Source organism: Cerasicoccus sp. TK19100, from assembly GCF_027257155.1.
In the GTDB taxonomy this organism is placed as follows: domain Bacteria; phylum Verrucomicrobiota; class Verrucomicrobiia; order Opitutales; family Cerasicoccaceae; genus Cerasicoccus; species Cerasicoccus fimbriatus.
In genome coordinates, this window is record NZ_JAPWDU010000003.1 from 370,949 (window position 1) to 385,381 (window position 14,433).

A 14,433-nucleotide genomic window follows, 5' to 3' on the forward strand; every position below is an offset into this window, starting at 1 on the left:
TCCGCAACGATGAAACGACTTAGCCTAATCCTCCTGTTGCAAGCCCTCATCGCCGCCACTTCCTGGGCGCAGTTTGAGGACCTTTTTCAATCCGAAGAGAGCGACCCGGAGCACATCGCCCAGAAGGAAGCCGAGGCCAAACGCGACCGTGAACTCGGCCCGATCCGCCTGCTCTCGCCCACCACGCACACCCAGCCAGTCCTCGGGGCGCAGGCCTCGGCCAACGGCCAATACTTGCTGACCTACGACGCCGACCATTTCAAAGTGTGGGACATCGAACAGCGCATTCCCCTCGTCCAGCAGTTGGCCAGCGAACTGCCTTATCAAAGCGAAGGCTCCAAAATCCTCGGTGTGTATTTTACGAAAACCGAACGCCAAGTGTGCGTCGTTTTGGAGCGGCAGGTTCATTTTTACGATGACTTCAATTTCAGTAAACCGACTGCATTCGGGCATCATTACAACGCGCTGGCCCACTGCTTCCACGGCCCATCGCAAAGCGTTTTTCTTCTCAGCACAAAAGAGAAAAATTATCCCCGTGAGACTGATAAGCCGGTCGCGCTCGTGGTCCGCCAGTGTAAAAACAGCGACGAGAATGCAATGGCCGTCATCGCCGAACTGGAAGTCCCCGGCAACGCCTTCGACGTCACCCGGCGCTACGCCAGCCAACGCAGCGACTGGCAACTCTCGCTCAATCCCGATGCGACCGAGATGCTCTTTTACACGGGCCCGGAAAGCCCGACACTAAGCATTATACCAGGCGATACACCGTCTTGGAAAAGCATCGACACCAGCAAGGCCATCGTCGGCTTCCTGCCCGATGGGCGGTTGCTTGCCGCGCAAAAAAACAGTGATGGCTATCAGCTAAGTTTCGGCACCAGCGCGGCCGACATGCAAAACCCATGGGTCAGCCTTTCCGAGCCGCATGCCTCGCGCCAGCTCAAGATCAGCATCCCACCAACCGATGAAGGGCTCCTCTTCGCGACCACTTCAACGACGTTTGCGACTTACGATTTCACCAACACGATCGCCAGCCAGGGCATTCATTTAACCGGCCAAACCGCGGAAGCCGCAGCCCCGCTAATCGCGTCTCAAAAGCATGAGCAACTGGTCCTGTTTCGCAACGCAGAAGACGTCAGCCAGATCGAGCGCTTTAGCCCCGAGCGCAGCCTCATGCTCGGTGCCTGGACCACGCTCGCCTGGACGCCTGACAGTGTCTACCCGCTGGACAATGCTTTTCGTTTTATCGCTAAGCGCGGTCGCCAAATGCGCCTCGTCGAGCTGCTCGACAACGGCGTGAATGGACGCGATCTCAGCAGCCTCCCTGTCAATCGCCCCATTGCCGCCATCGCCGCCCCACTCGATGGTGAGCACTGGTATTACTTCTTCCATGGCGGAGAGTATGCTCGCTTCAACCCGAAGTCGGGTGAAGCGCTCGCAGTAAAATCACTCGGCCCGAATCGCTTTAAACACGCTAATGGCTACTCCTACTCGCTTGGCGGTTTCTATGGCAGCTCGGCCTCGGCAGACCAGCGATACATTGCGCTCCATTACAACACGCAGGCCTTCGTGTTCGACACCGATCAAGGCAGCGTTGTCGACACCATGCAATTTCCCAACAACATCGCGTTTGTGCCGGGCAAGGGTTCAATGGTCGCGCTTTCGCCCAACGGCCAACTGCTCGCTTATGGCTACGGCACATCCCAAGACGGCAAGGCGATCTACCACCTTTGCCTCTATGATCGCGCCACACGCCGCGAGCGATGGCATAAAGAGATGGACCCACACCAAGGCGAATCCTTTTTGTTCAACCTAAACTTTTTCGAGCAAGGCCAACAGCTTTTCGCGACCGATAGCGGCGGGCGGCAATACGTTACCATCGATGCGCAAACCGGCGAATTCACCCGCCAACCGACCTTCGCATACCAAGGCCCGGGGCCTCTCCATTTCTCTGCGCGCGGCAACCAATACTTCACGACAAAGGAGACCAAGCTGCTGCAATATGCTTTACCCGGTGCGTCGCTCAAACAAAGCATCGACCTCGGCTCACAGCCTGATTTTTACGGCCCCATCGGCAGTGAGCGCTTTATCCTTTCCTATCGAAGCGGCGCTTCTCAGCTACAGCTCACGGACTTGTCCAAGCAAGCGGTCGTGGCCGACATCTATCTCTTCGACGACGAAAAGCAGTGGCTCATCCGCAATCCGCAGACGGGTTTATTTACCTCCAACAACGACGCGCAGGAACACCTTTTCTACGTGCGCAGCGACCACCTCAACCCGCTGGCCGCCTACTTCGATAAATTTTACCGCCCACGCCTGATGGGATCGCTGATTCAAGGACTCAGCCCGAAGCCCACGCTCGACGTCGAGCAACTGCGGTTCGCTCCACGCCTCACGGTCCAGATCGACGGTCCACAAAAGCGCGGGCTCACAGTGGAAGACGAGTTCGAAACCGTCGAGGTCCCCGAGGAAAGTGTCACGCTGAAAGTCACTGCCAGCTGCGAAGGCAGCCCAATCCAGGACATCCGCATTTACCAGAACGGCAAACTCGTAACCGGCGGCACACGCGGCTTATTTGTCGAGGACGACGAACCAGAAGAAGCCGACGAGGATCAACTCTATGAGCGCGAGGAGAGCTTCACCTTCACCCTCGCCGAAGGCCGCAACCGCTTTCGGGCCATCGCAATCAACGACCAAGGCACGGAATCCATGGCCGATGAAATCATCGTCTATTCCGCAGACGCGCCCGAGCCGACCAACCAAGGCCTCGCGCTACACCTGTTCGTGGTCGGCATCAATGAATACGCCAATCCGGACCATAACTTGAACTACGCCCAGGCAGATGCCACCGCCGTGCGCGACCTCTTGCAAAAGCAAAGCGCCAACATCTTTAGCCGCACGCAGGTTTATTCGCTGATCAACGAGGAAGCGACCCGCGAGAACATCATCGCAACGTTGGAGAACATCAAGGCCGAAGCTTCACCGCGCGATGCTTTCATCTTCTACTTCGCAGGCCATGGCGTGGTGTCTGACGATGCGCTGGCCGCGTTCTACCTGGCCCCGAGCGACCTCACCCAACTTTACGGCAATGCGCAGTTGCTCAGGCAGCGCGGCATTTCCAGTTATGAGTTGCTGGAATACTCACGCGACATCGCAGCACAAAAGCAGCTCTTCATTCTCGACGCCTGCCAGTCCGAAGGCGCATTGAAAACCGTCGCCCAGCGCGGGGCCGCCGAAGAAGAAGCCATCGCTCAACTCGCCCGCAGCACGGGCACGCACTGGCTAACCGCGACCGCCAGCGATCAGACCGCCACCGAATTCGAGACGCTGGGCCACGGCGCATTCACCTATACTCTTCTCGAAGCTTTGCAGGGCAAAGCTGACAGTGGTGACGGCATCGTATCCGTCAACGAGCTCAAGGCCTACCTCGAGAGCCAAGTGCCCGAGATCACCGAAAAGCACAAAGGCCAAGCCCAATACCCCGCCAGTTACGGCTACGGCCAGGACTTCCCCATTGGCACATACTAGAACCGGTCATTAAAACAATTGCTTCATCTTCTGGATTCACGCATCCGAAGTGCTTAACCAGTCCAGACACCACTTCTCCTGAATGCTCTAGTTCTTAGCATTCGTTTGCAGCTGCTTTAGGCGATCTTTGAGTTTTACCAATTCGTCTTCAATCCGAGTGACTGAACTTAATAGCTCAGCATCCTTTGAAGATAAGTCTGGCAGTGTCGACAGCTCCTGCATCGTCGATACGATGATGCCGATGAATAAATTCAAAATGGTGAAGGTCGCGATGACGATGAACGGGACAAAGAATGCCCATGCCCACGGATAAACCTCCATCACCGGACGCACAATTCCCATGGACCAGCTTTCCAGAGTCATGATCTGAAAGAGCGAGTAAAGGCTCTTACCCAATGATCCAAACCAGTCTGGAAAGGCGGTGCCAAACAGTGTGGTCGCGAGCACGGCGGTTACATAGAAGAATATCGCCATGACCAGAATAACGCCAGACAGTCCCGGGATCGCATGCAAAAAAGCTGCTACGACTTTTCGCAATTGCGGGACCATAGTCATAAGGCGCAGCACACGCAAGATGCGCAGCGACCGCAAAATAGACCAAGGCCCTACATTTGGCACCAAAGCAATCGCCACGACTGCAAAATCAAAGACGTTCCACCCACTGCGCCAGAAGTGTCGCCGGTAGGCGAAGAGCTTTATTCCCAATTCGACGGCGAAGACCAGCAGGCAGAGCTTATCGATTATTTTTAGAGTCCCGCCATATTGAGACCTCAGATCGGCGCTCGTCTCCAAGCCAAGGACAGCGGCATTGATCAGAATAACAGCAATTATCAATACCTGAATAGGCTTGGATTCGACCCACTGCGCCAAGCGCAAACGCGTCACTGAGATATCGGGCTGCTGCCGCAGACGCACTAAATCATCTTCACTCATTGTCGTTAAATAATGGAGCAGCGTTACTCAGTCGCCACGACTTCGAGTAGATCGCCAATCGTGCGGTGGGACTCGAGTGGATGCCTCAGCGCAATTTCAGGATGGATAACGTAGGTATTACGACGTCCGCATTTTTCTCGCTTGAGATAACCGCTCTGCTCCAAGTCGGAAACAATTCTTTGAACTGCCCGTTCGGTAATACCAACCTGGATGGCTACCTCTCGCAGCGACTGCTGCGAGTTACGTGCTAAACAGACCAAGACATGGGTGTGATTCGAAAAAAATGTCCAATTGGTTTCTGAATTCATGCTGCTACCTTGTTGAATTTTAGGCGCTTTTCAATTCACGAAAAATAATTCGCTAAAAAACTTGCGCAAGCCAAATTGCGAAATATATTTCGTGAATTATGAAACGCTACAAAAGAATCGTGATACCCTTATCGTTAACTTCTGGCAGCGAACTCATCGTGCAGTGGGCTGGGAAGGTCGCTCAATTGGCGGGGTCGGAACAAGTCATTTTCGTCCACCCCATGGACATTGGAGATATTCCAGAGAAGGCCAAAGAGAAGTACCCCTGGCTCGCCGCCCCCTTGGGCGAGCAAGCCATCAACGAAATGAAAACTCTCGTGGAAGAGAGTTGGACCGGCCCAGAGAATACTCATGTGGGCTATCGCGCCATCGATCGCTCCAGCCAAGCCCTTGCCGTTCTAGAAGTCGTCGTCGAAACCGAGGCAGATCTGGTCATCGTCTCGCGGGAAAATTTCGGGCATGATTTGGCTATCCGCCTTGCTCGCAAAGCCCCTTGCTCCGTCATGGTAATCCCCAAAGACTGGCCCTGCCAACTGCGGAACATCCTTGTCTCAGTAGATTTTTCGAAACATTGCGCGCACGCAATGGATATCGCGACCGCATTTGCCCAAGCAGAAGGGTTATCGTCAATCGAGAGTCTACACGTCTATGATGTTGGTCGCTCAGCTCACCGCGTTACGATTCCTCAGGAAGAGCTTTTGCGCACAACCCAGGAATATGCAGCGCAGCAACACCGTGAATTCGTGGACACCTTGGACACGAAAGGAATCACGGTCAATTGCCAGGAAGCCTGCAACCTGGTTGCTCCGCACGCCGTATGCTATGAAGCGCAGGAGTTAAACTGTGATCTCATTGTGGTTGGGTGTCGCGGCAAAGACACCGTGACCGCTTTACTTCTTGGAAGTAATGCCGAGGACATGCTGCGGCTGTCGCCCGTGCCAGTAATTGCCGCCAAGGCAAAGGGCTCAGGTATGCAGCTTCTGGAAGCACTACTAGCCGAATAGCGAGATGCTCCTGCCCATCACCATCGCGGTTCTGCTACTAGCAGTGCCATGGTCTCTTCTGGCCAATCAACTGCCCAAGCCGGTGCGGGGTCTATGGTTGATGTTACCTGCGGTCATAGCATTCGGCCTACTGGTCGGCCCGCTTGCCGGTGAGCTACTTGCGGGTAACGCACCGAGCTTCCGCATGGATTGGGTCCCTGCGCTTGGGCTCGATTTCTCGTTGCAACTGAATGGCGTCGGGCTGTTGCTTGCGCTGTTGGTTACGGGCATTGGCGCGCTGATCATGCTTTACGCCAGCGGATATATGCATGGCTACCCGCTTGCGAGCCGACTCTACGCATACCTCTACGCGTTCATGTTGGCCATGGTTGGCCTGGCGTTATCCGACCATCTGTTACTCTTCTTTGTATTCTGGGAGTTGACCAGCATTACGAGCTACTTGCTGATTGGCTTTAATCATGCGGATCCTCTGGCGCGTCGTAATGCACTACAGGCATTGCTGGTTACCGGCCTCGGCGGCATGGCGCTGCTCGCTGGTTTTATCTTGATGGCAAACGCTGCCGGCACATGGCATTTGTCAGAGCTGCTGACCACTGGTGACGTGATTCGCGAGCATGCGCACTATCCGGCAATTTTCTCACTGGTCATCCTGGGCGCTTTCACGAAATCCGCACAGTTTCCATTTCATTTCTGGCTGCCCAATGCGATGGCGGCACCCACACCGGTGAGTGCCTATCTGCACTCGGCGACGATGGTTAAGGCCGGTGTGTTTCTGCTCGCCCTTATGTTGCCCATACTCGGAGGCACGCAGATGTGGGAACTCACCCTGAGCATTGCCGGAGGATTTACGCTCCTGCTTGGCGGCTACTTCGGACTCCAACAGCATGACCTCAAAAAGATGCTCGCGGGCACCACGCTCGCCGTGCTCGGTCTCTTAACATGCCTGCTTGGGTTGGGGACTGAAAAGGCGGCTCTCGCGGCGCTGTTGTTCCTGCTTGGTCATGCACTTTACAAGGCAACGCTGTTTATGGTTGCGGGATCCATTGACCACGAAACCGGCACACGAGACGCGCGCATCCTTGGTGGATTGCGGGTGCTCATGCCCTGGACTGCGGGTGCCGCTCTCTTGGCAGCCATTTCTAAAATGGGACTGCCGCCACTCTTCGGATTCATCGGCAAGGAATACACTTACAAGGCATCGACTTATGGCGAATGGGGCTGGCTGGTGACAACGGTGCTCATTGCGGGAAACGCAATGCTGCTCGCGCTCGCCTTGAAAGCTGGCGTGCTGCCGTTCTGGCGCAAGGCCGATCTCCACGCACTGCCGAAGCATCCCCACGAAGCCCCCTGGAGCATGCGCATCGGTCCAATTATTTTAGCCGGACTGAGCATCATCCTGGGACTAGCCCCCTTTCTACTAAATCCAATTATGGCCTCCGCCATGTCGGTCATGGCCCCTGATGCGGCGTCCGCCGAGGTCAAACTTTGGACAGGGGTCAATGTCGCACTCCTGCTGAGCGTGCTCACCGTAGTCGCAGGTTTCATTGTGCTTCGTTACCACATGAAAGCGCTGGCCATCACCTCGAAGCTGAAGGTGCCCTCCGCAGATAAAGTCTACGACTTGGCGCTACGCGGTATGGTCGGCTTGGCCAACTGGCAAACGAAATTTCTGCAATCAGGTTACCTGAGAAACTACCTGCTCACCATCATCGGCAGTACGGTTGGCTTGATCGGATTCAAACTCTGGCGTTTCGAAAGCTACTCGCTGGGGGACGGGGTAGACGCCTTTTCATGGCCAGCTTTTGTCGTCGCGATCATCATGCTAATAGCCATCGCCTTGGCCATTACAGCGCAAAAACGTCTAACCGCCCTCATCGCTCTCGGCGTGATTGGTTACGGCGTGGCGTTGATCTTTGCAGTCTACAGCGCACCGGACCTGGCGATTACACAAATATTAGTCGAAACGCTGACCGTGGCGCTATTCGCCTGGGTCGTCTACAAGCTGCCCAACATGAAGAAACTTTCGCAGACGCGGACAGTGTTGTTCGACGCCATTGTCAGCATCGCCGCGGGTGCCCTGGTCACGCTACTGATCCTAAAGTCCAAGGCGCTGCAACTCGCACCCAACATCTCGGAAAAGCTGGCTGAATGGAGTTATCCGGAGGCGCATGGTGCCAACGTGGTGAATGTGATCCTGGTGGATTTCCGGGCATTGGACACCTTTGGTGAAATAATCGTGCTCGCGATCGCGGCAATCGGTGTCTGGGCCCTCCTACGGAAAAACACCAAGACGTCCCCCAAAACAAAGGCAAAGTCATGACATCGACCCTGCTAATTATCGCCAGTCGTTACATCAGCCCGTTGCTCTTGGTTTTATCTTTCATCGTGCTCTACCGCGGACACAACTTACCGGGTGGCGGTTTTATCGGCGGGCTGATTGCGGCCTCATCGGTGCTGCTGATGGCAATCGCCCAAGGTTGGGACAAGACAGAGAGTCGTCTGCCTCTCCAGCCAATGACGCTCATGGCCATCGGACTCGCAATGGCCGGAGCCAGTGGATTCTTTGGCATGGCATATGGTGGTGCCTTCATGCAGGGAGTTTGGTTGCCATTCTTTGAGTTGCCTTTGCTTGGTAAGGTGAAGCTCGGCACACCGCTGCTTTTCGATATCGGTGTGTATCTCGTAGTGATCGGGTTCACACTCAAGTGCGCACATGCGCTCGCCACCGAAGAGGAGGAGGACGCCTGATGGACCTACTCATTTCCATACTGATCGGAGCGCTTTTCGCGGCGGGTATTTTCTGCCTCCTGCGCCGCAGCCTCATGAAGCTGATCATCGGCATCATTCTGTTGAGCCAAGCTGCAAACCTATTGGTCTTCGCCGCTGGAGGCCTCACTCCTGATCGACCAGCCTTTGCGCTCAGCGAGACCGAGCTTCCGCCCGCTGGCTATGCCGATCCATTGCCCCAAGCACTTGTGCTAACAGCAATCGTCATCGGCTTTGGCCTGGTAGTCTTTGCCATTTCTCTGCTGCTCAAGGCTTATCGGGCCGTCGGCAGTGATGACGTCAACGCATTTAACGAAACGGACCGTATATCATGATTTGGCTTTTGGCATGCATTATCATTCCTGCGCTGAGCGCGCTGTTGTGCCTCTTGACCAGCCAGCGGACGGTCTGGAATCGCGGCATTGCAGTCGTCGGTGCCGGCGCGCTTTTAGCTGCATCGACCAAGCTCTTTACGGAAGTTTGGGACAATGGCTTTGTCACGTTTCAATCCGGCGGCTGGCCCTCGCCATTTGGGATTACTTTGATCGCTGATCTGTTCAGCGCATCGATGGTATTGATCACCGGCATCGTTGCCTTGGCAGTCGTTATATACTCCCTGCGTGATATCGAAGAACGCCTGATCCACTCTCATTACTACGCTCTGTTTCACTTGCTGATAACTGGCGTAAACGGGGCCTTCATTACGGGCGACTTATTTAACCTCTACGTTTGGTTCGAGGTGATGCTGCTGGCTTCGTTTGTCTTAATAACCTTGGGCGGTAGTCGCGCCGAGCTGGAAGGCGGTGTCAAATACCTGATCATCAATCTGGTTAGCTCAATACTGTTCCTCTGCGGCGTCGGGTTGCTTTATGGCAAACTCGGCACGCTGAACATGGCTGACATTGCGGCAAGACTGGCGGGCTCAAATGACGCGTTTCTAATAAACTCCAGCGCGATGTTCCTGCTGGCAGCCTTCGGAGTGAAGGCGGCGTTGTTTCCCTTCTTCTTCTGGCTACCCGCGAGCTATCACACGCCACGTGTGGCGATTTCGGCGCTCTTCGCCGGTCTACTGACCAAGGTTGGCGTCTATGCACTGATCCGCTCTTACACGTTGCTCTTTCACAGCCAATTTGAAGTAGTCCAGGGGATGCTCATCTTCTTGGCCGGAGCAACGATGGTTACCGGGGTTCTCGGGGCGGCCGCGCAATACGAAATTAGAAAAATTCTTTCATTCCACATCATCAGCCAGATTGGCTACATGGTGATGGGCCTGGCAATCGGCAGTGCGCTGGCGCTGACAGGAGCCATTTTCTACACGCTGCACCACATCATCGTGAAGACGAATTTATTCTTACTCGGAGGCGTCATCATACGGCGTTGCGGAACCGCAAATCTAAAAGAAATTGGCGGCCTCTATCGCTGGGCACCAGGGCTATCGCTGCTATTTTTCATCCCTGCATTCTCCTTGGGAGGTATTCCGCCGTTATCCGGTTTCTGGGCGAAGTTCAGCGTGATTAAAGCTGGCTTGGACGCCGAACTATACGTGCTGGTGACGGTTGCGTTACTAGTCGGCGTGCTGACGCTTTACTCCATGACGAAGATCTGGGCCGAAGCGTTCTGGAAAGACGCTCCGCAAGGCAATAAGCCGGAAAACCTTGGTCAAGCAGGATGGAGTCTAGTTACACCATGTGTCGCCCTTGCCGTCATGACGGTAATCATCGGTCTGTGGAGTCAGCCGCTGTTTGCATTAGCTGAATCTGCCAGTGCTCAGCTCCTCGATCCGCAGGCCTATATCGACGAGGTCCTTAAACCGCAAACAACCACCCACTATGGCCCAAATTAAAAAGTTACTTTGCATTGCAGAGTTTGTGTTGGTGTACTTGCGAGAAGTCATCAAGAGCAACCTATCCGTAGCCATGGACGTGCTCACCCCCTCGCATCGAATGAAACCGGCGAAGGTAGAGCTATTTGTTGGCGACCTGAGCGAGCGGCAACTTTTAGCCTACACAAATCTGATTACAATGACACCAGGCACGCTAAGCTTAGATGTGTCGCCCGACCGCCAAAAGCTGCTCATCCACGCCATGTATGTGGACTCACCAGAGGCGGTAGTCCGCGAAATGGAAAGCACGTTGAAGGAAAGGATTGTTCATGTATTCTGAACTGCCCGTCATTCCTCTTTGGGTAATTGTCTTCGCGCAAACAACCGTAGGAGGTGCCATGCTCTTGACTCTTTGGCGCATTGCACGGGGACCCACGGTGATGGATCGCATTGTCGCGCTTGATCTGTTTGCTGCGCTCATCATGGCGCAGCTAGTCACGCTTGTTTTGACTAGTGGCTTTGTTTCTTACCTCAACGCCGCAGCGGCGATCGCGGTGATTAGCTTCATCGCTACAGTCGCGCTAGCTCGCTACTTGGAAACGCAGGAGGACGCATCGTGATGACCATTATCGCCAGCATGTTTCTGCTAGTTGGAGCAGCCTTTGCGTTCATCGCAGCACTTGGTGTGGTGCGAATGCCAGACCTGTATTGCCGCACCCATGCGGCGACCAAAGCAGGTGCATTCGGTCTAAGTCTCATGTTGATTGGGATAGTCATCACCATGCCTGAGCTACGCGTGTTCATCCAAGCGCTTATGATTATTGGTTTCTTCTATCTCACCGCACCGGTCGCCGCACACATGGTGGGACGAGTTGCTTTGCAACGCAAAGTTAACTGGTGGCGCCGCGCGGATGCATATGAGCAGCCCAAACAAATTTCCCGTTCTGCAAAAGACGCTCAAAACAAATAGAGATCCGAGCTCCAGTGAAGAATTCAACTTCCAAGTAAGTCGGCTAACGACCCATCAACTGGCACAAAAGCACTCCGCATATGACCAATATAAAGCTCAAGAAACGCAAAAACAGGTCGCCCGAGTAGCCTGGTTCACTAAACGCAAAACTTTACAATAACTGCGTATCTTCAGAGCAAAAATTGCTGAATCAACTTCAAGCCCCGCAATAGCTGGATCTTACAGTTCTAATCTCGCACTGGCACCCCATGCAGGGTAGAAATTCCGCCCGCACAGAATAGAATTCTGAAGCCATTGTAAACCGTCTACCAACAACCAAAATGGTGCTCAGGGCGGGAGTCGAACCCGCACGCCCGAAGGCACTGCCACCTGAAGACAGCGTGTCTGCCAATTCCACCACCTGAGCAAGGACAGAAGCGCGAAAGCAAACAGGGTTGCTATGCTGGTGTCAAGCGCTCGTTTTCAAGAAAATTAACCCTTTTTTGGTCGGTCGCAACGCGTGGATGATCACCAGGCTCACTGCCATACCTAGCTCCGCATTGCCGTATCGACGGGCGGCGGCGATGCGATTCGTTGCCAGCCGCCTCAAGCTTTGCGCCTAGGATAAAAAATGTCGACCAGACTCCAGCCGCCGAGGTCGGAGTCTATCCGTTCCGCAGACCCATTTCACGAATCTGAATGATTTCCGCGCTTAAAAACGCAAAGCCGGATAGCGCGAACAAAACCGAGTAAAGGGGGAGCATCGAAGCCGCATCATGAATATACCAGGCGATGCCTGGCAATTGCCTTTTGAGGAGAGAGTTTTCCGAGGACCCATTGACATAGAATGCACAACGGCGGTCATAGCATGCGTTTTTCGCCAGTTAGTGAAGACGAGATGGTCCGACTCGATTAAAAACTTATTCATTTGAATAACAACACCTTACAAAAAATTCGAGCATACAAAAACCACAGTTGGCACGGGATGCGATGAAGGTTGGGCCAATCTTCAACACAAGGAATACACGATGAAAAAATGGTTCAAACGATATCGCATTAGCCTGAGCAGTCATTTCGAGAACGTGCTCGACCGGGTGGAAAATCACGAAGCCGTGGTCAACGCTGCCGTGATCGAAGCCCGCGAACACGCGGCGAAAGCCCGGGTGAAACTTAACCGCGTGCGCCGCGATGGCGAGTCCCTGCGGCAGCGTGCCGAGCAGCTATCCACCGATGCAAAACTCTGGGAAGAACGCGCCGCGAAGTGCATCGAAACCGACCGCGAACGAGCACGCGAATGCCTGCGCCGACGCACTGCAGCACAAGAGGAACAAGCGCGACTGGAGCGGGAAGCCGCCGAACATGGACGCCTGGAAAAACAACTAACCAGCGATTTGCGCCGCGTCGAAGAACGCGTCCGCGAACTCCAACGCCGACAGCACACTCTCGCCGCCCGGGAGCAGCGCGCTGAAGCCGCCGCCCTCACCACGCCGGGCGAAGTCGCACTACTTGATGACATCGAGGATGTCTTTGAGCGCTGGGAGGGCAAGCTGGTCGAAACCGAAATCCGAGCCGATCTCGACGCGGACGCCTTCACCGATGAATTCACCGAGTCGGAGAACAACGCCGAGCTGGACGCCGAGTTAGATGCCATGCTGGCAAAACAGCAGCCGCCCGCAGCCCAATAACCTTCAACCCACGTAAGCCATGAACACTGACTCCTCGCTCCACGACACGCCCATGTCTCCGCCCCCACTTCCGCCACAAGCTACTGAAGACACCCCAGCCAAGCCAGCGGCTGGCCCGGCCCGGGAATGGCAGTGGCCGCCCTTGCCCAAGCTGCTTCGTTGGCTGGGCGCGACCACCCTGCTGGCCTCGGCGCTAGCCTTCCTCGTCAAAGACTGGATGCAGACCGACGAGGTCTTCCGCTACCTGCAATTCCTCGGGCTCACGGTGCTGCTCAGCGGCTGCGGTTGGTTCTGTATTTCCCGGTGGAAGGACGACAAAGGCGCGCGAACATTTTTTGCCCTCGGGGCCGCGCTACTGCCGGCAAACTTCGCGCAACTCGGCGCCATGCTCTACGCCAAGCAAATCGGCCAGGAATCCTTTAACGGGTTCCGCGAGGCCTTTGCCTTTACCGATCCGGGGCCGCTAATGTGGCCAACGTTTGCCGGTGCGCTTTTGCTACTGATCCCGCTCACGTATCTGGGCTTTGCCGCGATGGCGCGTAAGCAGGCGAAGAAACTGACGTTGCTCTACATCATCGGCAACAGCCTGCTCCTGCTAACAACGCGCGATCCCAACCTCGTCGCCATGCTTGGGTTTGCGCAGCTGGCCGGTTTGATCTGGGCCGACCGCCGTTACTTTGCATCACAAAGTTCGATGAAAACCTGGGACGGCGTTGCCATGCGCACGCTGCTCTTTGCGCCGTTCGGCTTACAAATTGGCCGCAACTTGATGCTCCATGGCAACGACTCCGAGTTGCTAATCAGCCTGTTATTTACGACGCTAACACTCGTCTTCTACACCGGCCTGCCGCGCGTGCTTAAAAACAGCGCATGCGCCAACGCCTCGCGCCTGATCTCGCTGGCACCGGCCGCCGTAGCCTGGGCAACGGCGATCAATGCCACCGGACTGCACGGCGACCAGTGGTTTGTTCCCGTAACGCTAATTCCGTTAACCATGATCGCGGCCTTGATGTCGACGAAGATGACCCGCGGCGGTCATGCCGTACGGCGCACCGCCGCACTGGTCGCCGTTGGTGGCGCGTTGATTCAACTCATGTTCTTTGAGTCCGCCTACTCGTCGTTACTCATGGTGGGCACGTCGCTATCCGTGATCCTGAGCGGCTACGCGATGAAGGAGCGCTGGATCTTCCGCATCGGCCTTGGCGGTCTGGGCGTTGGCCTGGTCTACCACCTGCGCTACGCCGCCGATCTCTACCAAAGCGACTGGATATGGCTGTCACTCGCGGGCACGGGCGTGCTCGTCATTCTCTGCTCGTCCTACCTGGAGCGCTACGGGCGCCAAGGCTGGCAGTCGATCCGAACTTTGCATCACAAAGTTTCACAGTGGAAATAGGAGTCAGTCCACCCAGGCTTCCGTGAAGCCGCTACAAGCCGGGAGGTC

General features: G+C 55.3%; 13 protein-coding genes and 1 tRNA gene. 11 read left to right on the forward strand and 3 right to left on the reverse strand.

Going from position 1 to position 14,433, the window contains the following annotated elements; all coding sequences use genetic code 11:
* Window positions 1-9: 9 nt before the first annotated feature.
* Window positions 10-3,525, forward strand: coding sequence for a caspase family protein (locus tag O3S85_RS08055; protein WP_269539447.1), 3,516 nt, complete (start codon window positions 10-12; stop codon window positions 3,523-3,525).
* 87 nt (window positions 3,526-3,612) lie between these two features.
* Here O3S85_RS08055 and O3S85_RS08060 read toward each other — a convergent pair whose 3' ends face one another.
* Window positions 3,613-4,458 (reverse strand): ion transporter, encoded by an 846-nt coding sequence (locus O3S85_RS08060; RefSeq protein ID WP_269539448.1) that lies wholly within the window; start codon window positions 4,456-4,458, stop codon window positions 3,613-3,615.
* A gap of 23 nt (window positions 4,459-4,481) precedes the next feature.
* Window positions 4,482-4,766, reverse strand: a complete 285-nt coding sequence (locus tag O3S85_RS08065; protein ID WP_269539449.1) for a helix-turn-helix transcriptional regulator — start codon at window positions 4,764-4,766, stop codon at window positions 4,482-4,484.
* Between the two features lie 98 nt (window positions 4,767-4,864).
* Between O3S85_RS08065 and O3S85_RS08070 the strand changes: the two genes are divergently transcribed.
* The 8 genes from O3S85_RS08070 to mnhG are packed head-to-tail and all read left to right on the forward strand — an operon-like array spanning window position 4,865 to window position 11,328.
* Window positions 4,865-5,770 carry a universal stress protein gene (locus O3S85_RS08070; protein WP_269539450.1) on the forward strand — a complete coding sequence of 302 codons (906 nt, stop codon included), beginning with the start codon at window positions 4,865-4,867 and terminating at the stop codon, window positions 5,768-5,770.
* Between the two features lie 4 nt (window positions 5,771-5,774).
* Window positions 5,775-8,090, forward strand: a complete 2,316-nt coding sequence (gene mbhE / locus O3S85_RS08075) for a hydrogen gas-evolving membrane-bound hydrogenase subunit E (protein ID WP_269539451.1) — start codon at window positions 5,775-5,777, stop codon at window positions 8,088-8,090.
* Window positions 8,087-8,518 carry an MnhB domain-containing protein gene (locus O3S85_RS08080; RefSeq protein ID WP_269539452.1) on the forward strand — a complete coding sequence of 144 codons (432 nt, stop codon included), beginning with the start codon at window positions 8,087-8,089 and terminating at the stop codon, window positions 8,516-8,518. Before mbhE ends, O3S85_RS08080 begins: the two co-directional genes overlap by 4 nt.
* Window positions 8,518-8,871, forward strand: coding sequence for a Na+/H+ antiporter subunit C (locus O3S85_RS08085; RefSeq protein WP_269539453.1), 354 nt, complete (start codon window positions 8,518-8,520; stop codon window positions 8,869-8,871). Before O3S85_RS08080 ends, O3S85_RS08085 begins: the two co-directional genes overlap by 1 nt.
* Complete coding sequence (locus O3S85_RS08090) at window positions 8,868-10,379, forward strand: Na+/H+ antiporter subunit D (RefSeq protein ID WP_269539454.1); 1,512 nt, start codon at window positions 8,868-8,870, stop codon at window positions 10,377-10,379. The genes O3S85_RS08085 and O3S85_RS08090 overlap by 4 nt, the downstream gene beginning before the upstream one ends.
* Complete coding sequence (locus O3S85_RS08095; protein ID WP_269539455.1) at window positions 10,366-10,698, forward strand: Na+/H+ antiporter subunit E; 333 nt, start codon at window positions 10,366-10,368, stop codon at window positions 10,696-10,698. The genes O3S85_RS08090 and O3S85_RS08095 overlap by 14 nt, the downstream gene beginning before the upstream one ends.
* Window positions 10,688-10,978 carry a monovalent cation/H+ antiporter complex subunit F gene (locus O3S85_RS08100; protein ID WP_269539456.1) on the forward strand — a complete coding sequence of 97 codons (291 nt, stop codon included), beginning with the start codon at window positions 10,688-10,690 and terminating at the stop codon, window positions 10,976-10,978. Before O3S85_RS08095 ends, O3S85_RS08100 begins: the two co-directional genes overlap by 11 nt.
* Window positions 10,978-11,328, forward strand: a complete 351-nt coding sequence (gene mnhG, locus O3S85_RS08105; protein WP_269540178.1) for a monovalent cation/H(+) antiporter subunit G — start codon at window positions 10,978-10,980, stop codon at window positions 11,326-11,328. The genes O3S85_RS08100 and mnhG overlap by 1 nt, the downstream gene beginning before the upstream one ends.
* 321 nt (window positions 11,329-11,649) lie before the next feature.
* Here mnhG and O3S85_RS08110 read toward each other — a convergent pair.
* Window positions 11,650-11,734, reverse strand: a tRNA-Leu gene (locus O3S85_RS08110).
* Window positions 11,735-12,335: 601 nt separating this feature from the next.
* On the opposite strand from O3S85_RS08110, the gene O3S85_RS08115 reads away from it, so the two are divergent.
* Both O3S85_RS08115 and O3S85_RS08120 read left to right on the forward strand, forming a co-directional pair.
* Window positions 12,336-12,992, forward strand: coding sequence for a PspA/IM30 family protein (locus O3S85_RS08115; protein WP_269539457.1), 657 nt, complete (start codon window positions 12,336-12,338; stop codon window positions 12,990-12,992).
* Between the two features lie 19 nt (window positions 12,993-13,011).
* Window positions 13,012-14,385, forward strand: coding sequence for a hypothetical protein (locus O3S85_RS08120; protein WP_269539458.1), 1,374 nt, complete (start codon window positions 13,012-13,014; stop codon window positions 14,383-14,385).
* Window positions 14,386-14,433 lie beyond the last annotated feature (48 nt).

Coding starts and splice junctions, on each gene's coding strand:
- O3S85_RS08055 (WP_269539447.1), top strand. CDS start 10: ATGAAACGACTTAGCCTAATCCTCCTGTTGCAAGCCCTCATCGCCGCC.
- O3S85_RS08060 (WP_269539448.1), bottom strand. CDS start 4,458: ATGAGTGAAGATGATTTAGTGCGTCTGCGGCAGCAGCCCGATATCTCA.
- O3S85_RS08065 (WP_269539449.1), bottom strand. CDS start 4,766: ATGAATTCAGAAACCAATTGGACATTTTTTTCGAATCACACCCATGTC.
- O3S85_RS08070 (WP_269539450.1), top strand. CDS start 4,865: ATGAAACGCTACAAAAGAATCGTGATACCCTTATCGTTAACTTCTGGC.
- mbhE (WP_269539451.1), top strand. CDS start 5,775: ATGCTCCTGCCCATCACCATCGCGGTTCTGCTACTAGCAGTGCCATGG.
- O3S85_RS08080 (WP_269539452.1), top strand. CDS start 8,087: ATGACATCGACCCTGCTAATTATCGCCAGTCGTTACATCAGCCCGTTG.
- O3S85_RS08085 (WP_269539453.1), top strand. CDS start 8,518: ATGGACCTACTCATTTCCATACTGATCGGAGCGCTTTTCGCGGCGGGT.
- O3S85_RS08090 (WP_269539454.1), top strand. CDS start 8,868: ATGATTTGGCTTTTGGCATGCATTATCATTCCTGCGCTGAGCGCGCTG.
- O3S85_RS08095 (WP_269539455.1), top strand. CDS start 10,366: ATGGCCCAAATTAAAAAGTTACTTTGCATTGCAGAGTTTGTGTTGGTG.
- O3S85_RS08100 (WP_269539456.1), top strand. CDS start 10,688: ATGTATTCTGAACTGCCCGTCATTCCTCTTTGGGTAATTGTCTTCGCG.
- mnhG (WP_269540178.1), top strand. CDS start 10,978: ATGACCATTATCGCCAGCATGTTTCTGCTAGTTGGAGCAGCCTTTGCG.
- O3S85_RS08115 (WP_269539457.1), top strand. CDS start 12,336: ATGAAAAAATGGTTCAAACGATATCGCATTAGCCTGAGCAGTCATTTC.
- O3S85_RS08120 (WP_269539458.1), top strand. CDS start 13,012: ATGAACACTGACTCCTCGCTCCACGACACGCCCATGTCTCCGCCCCCA.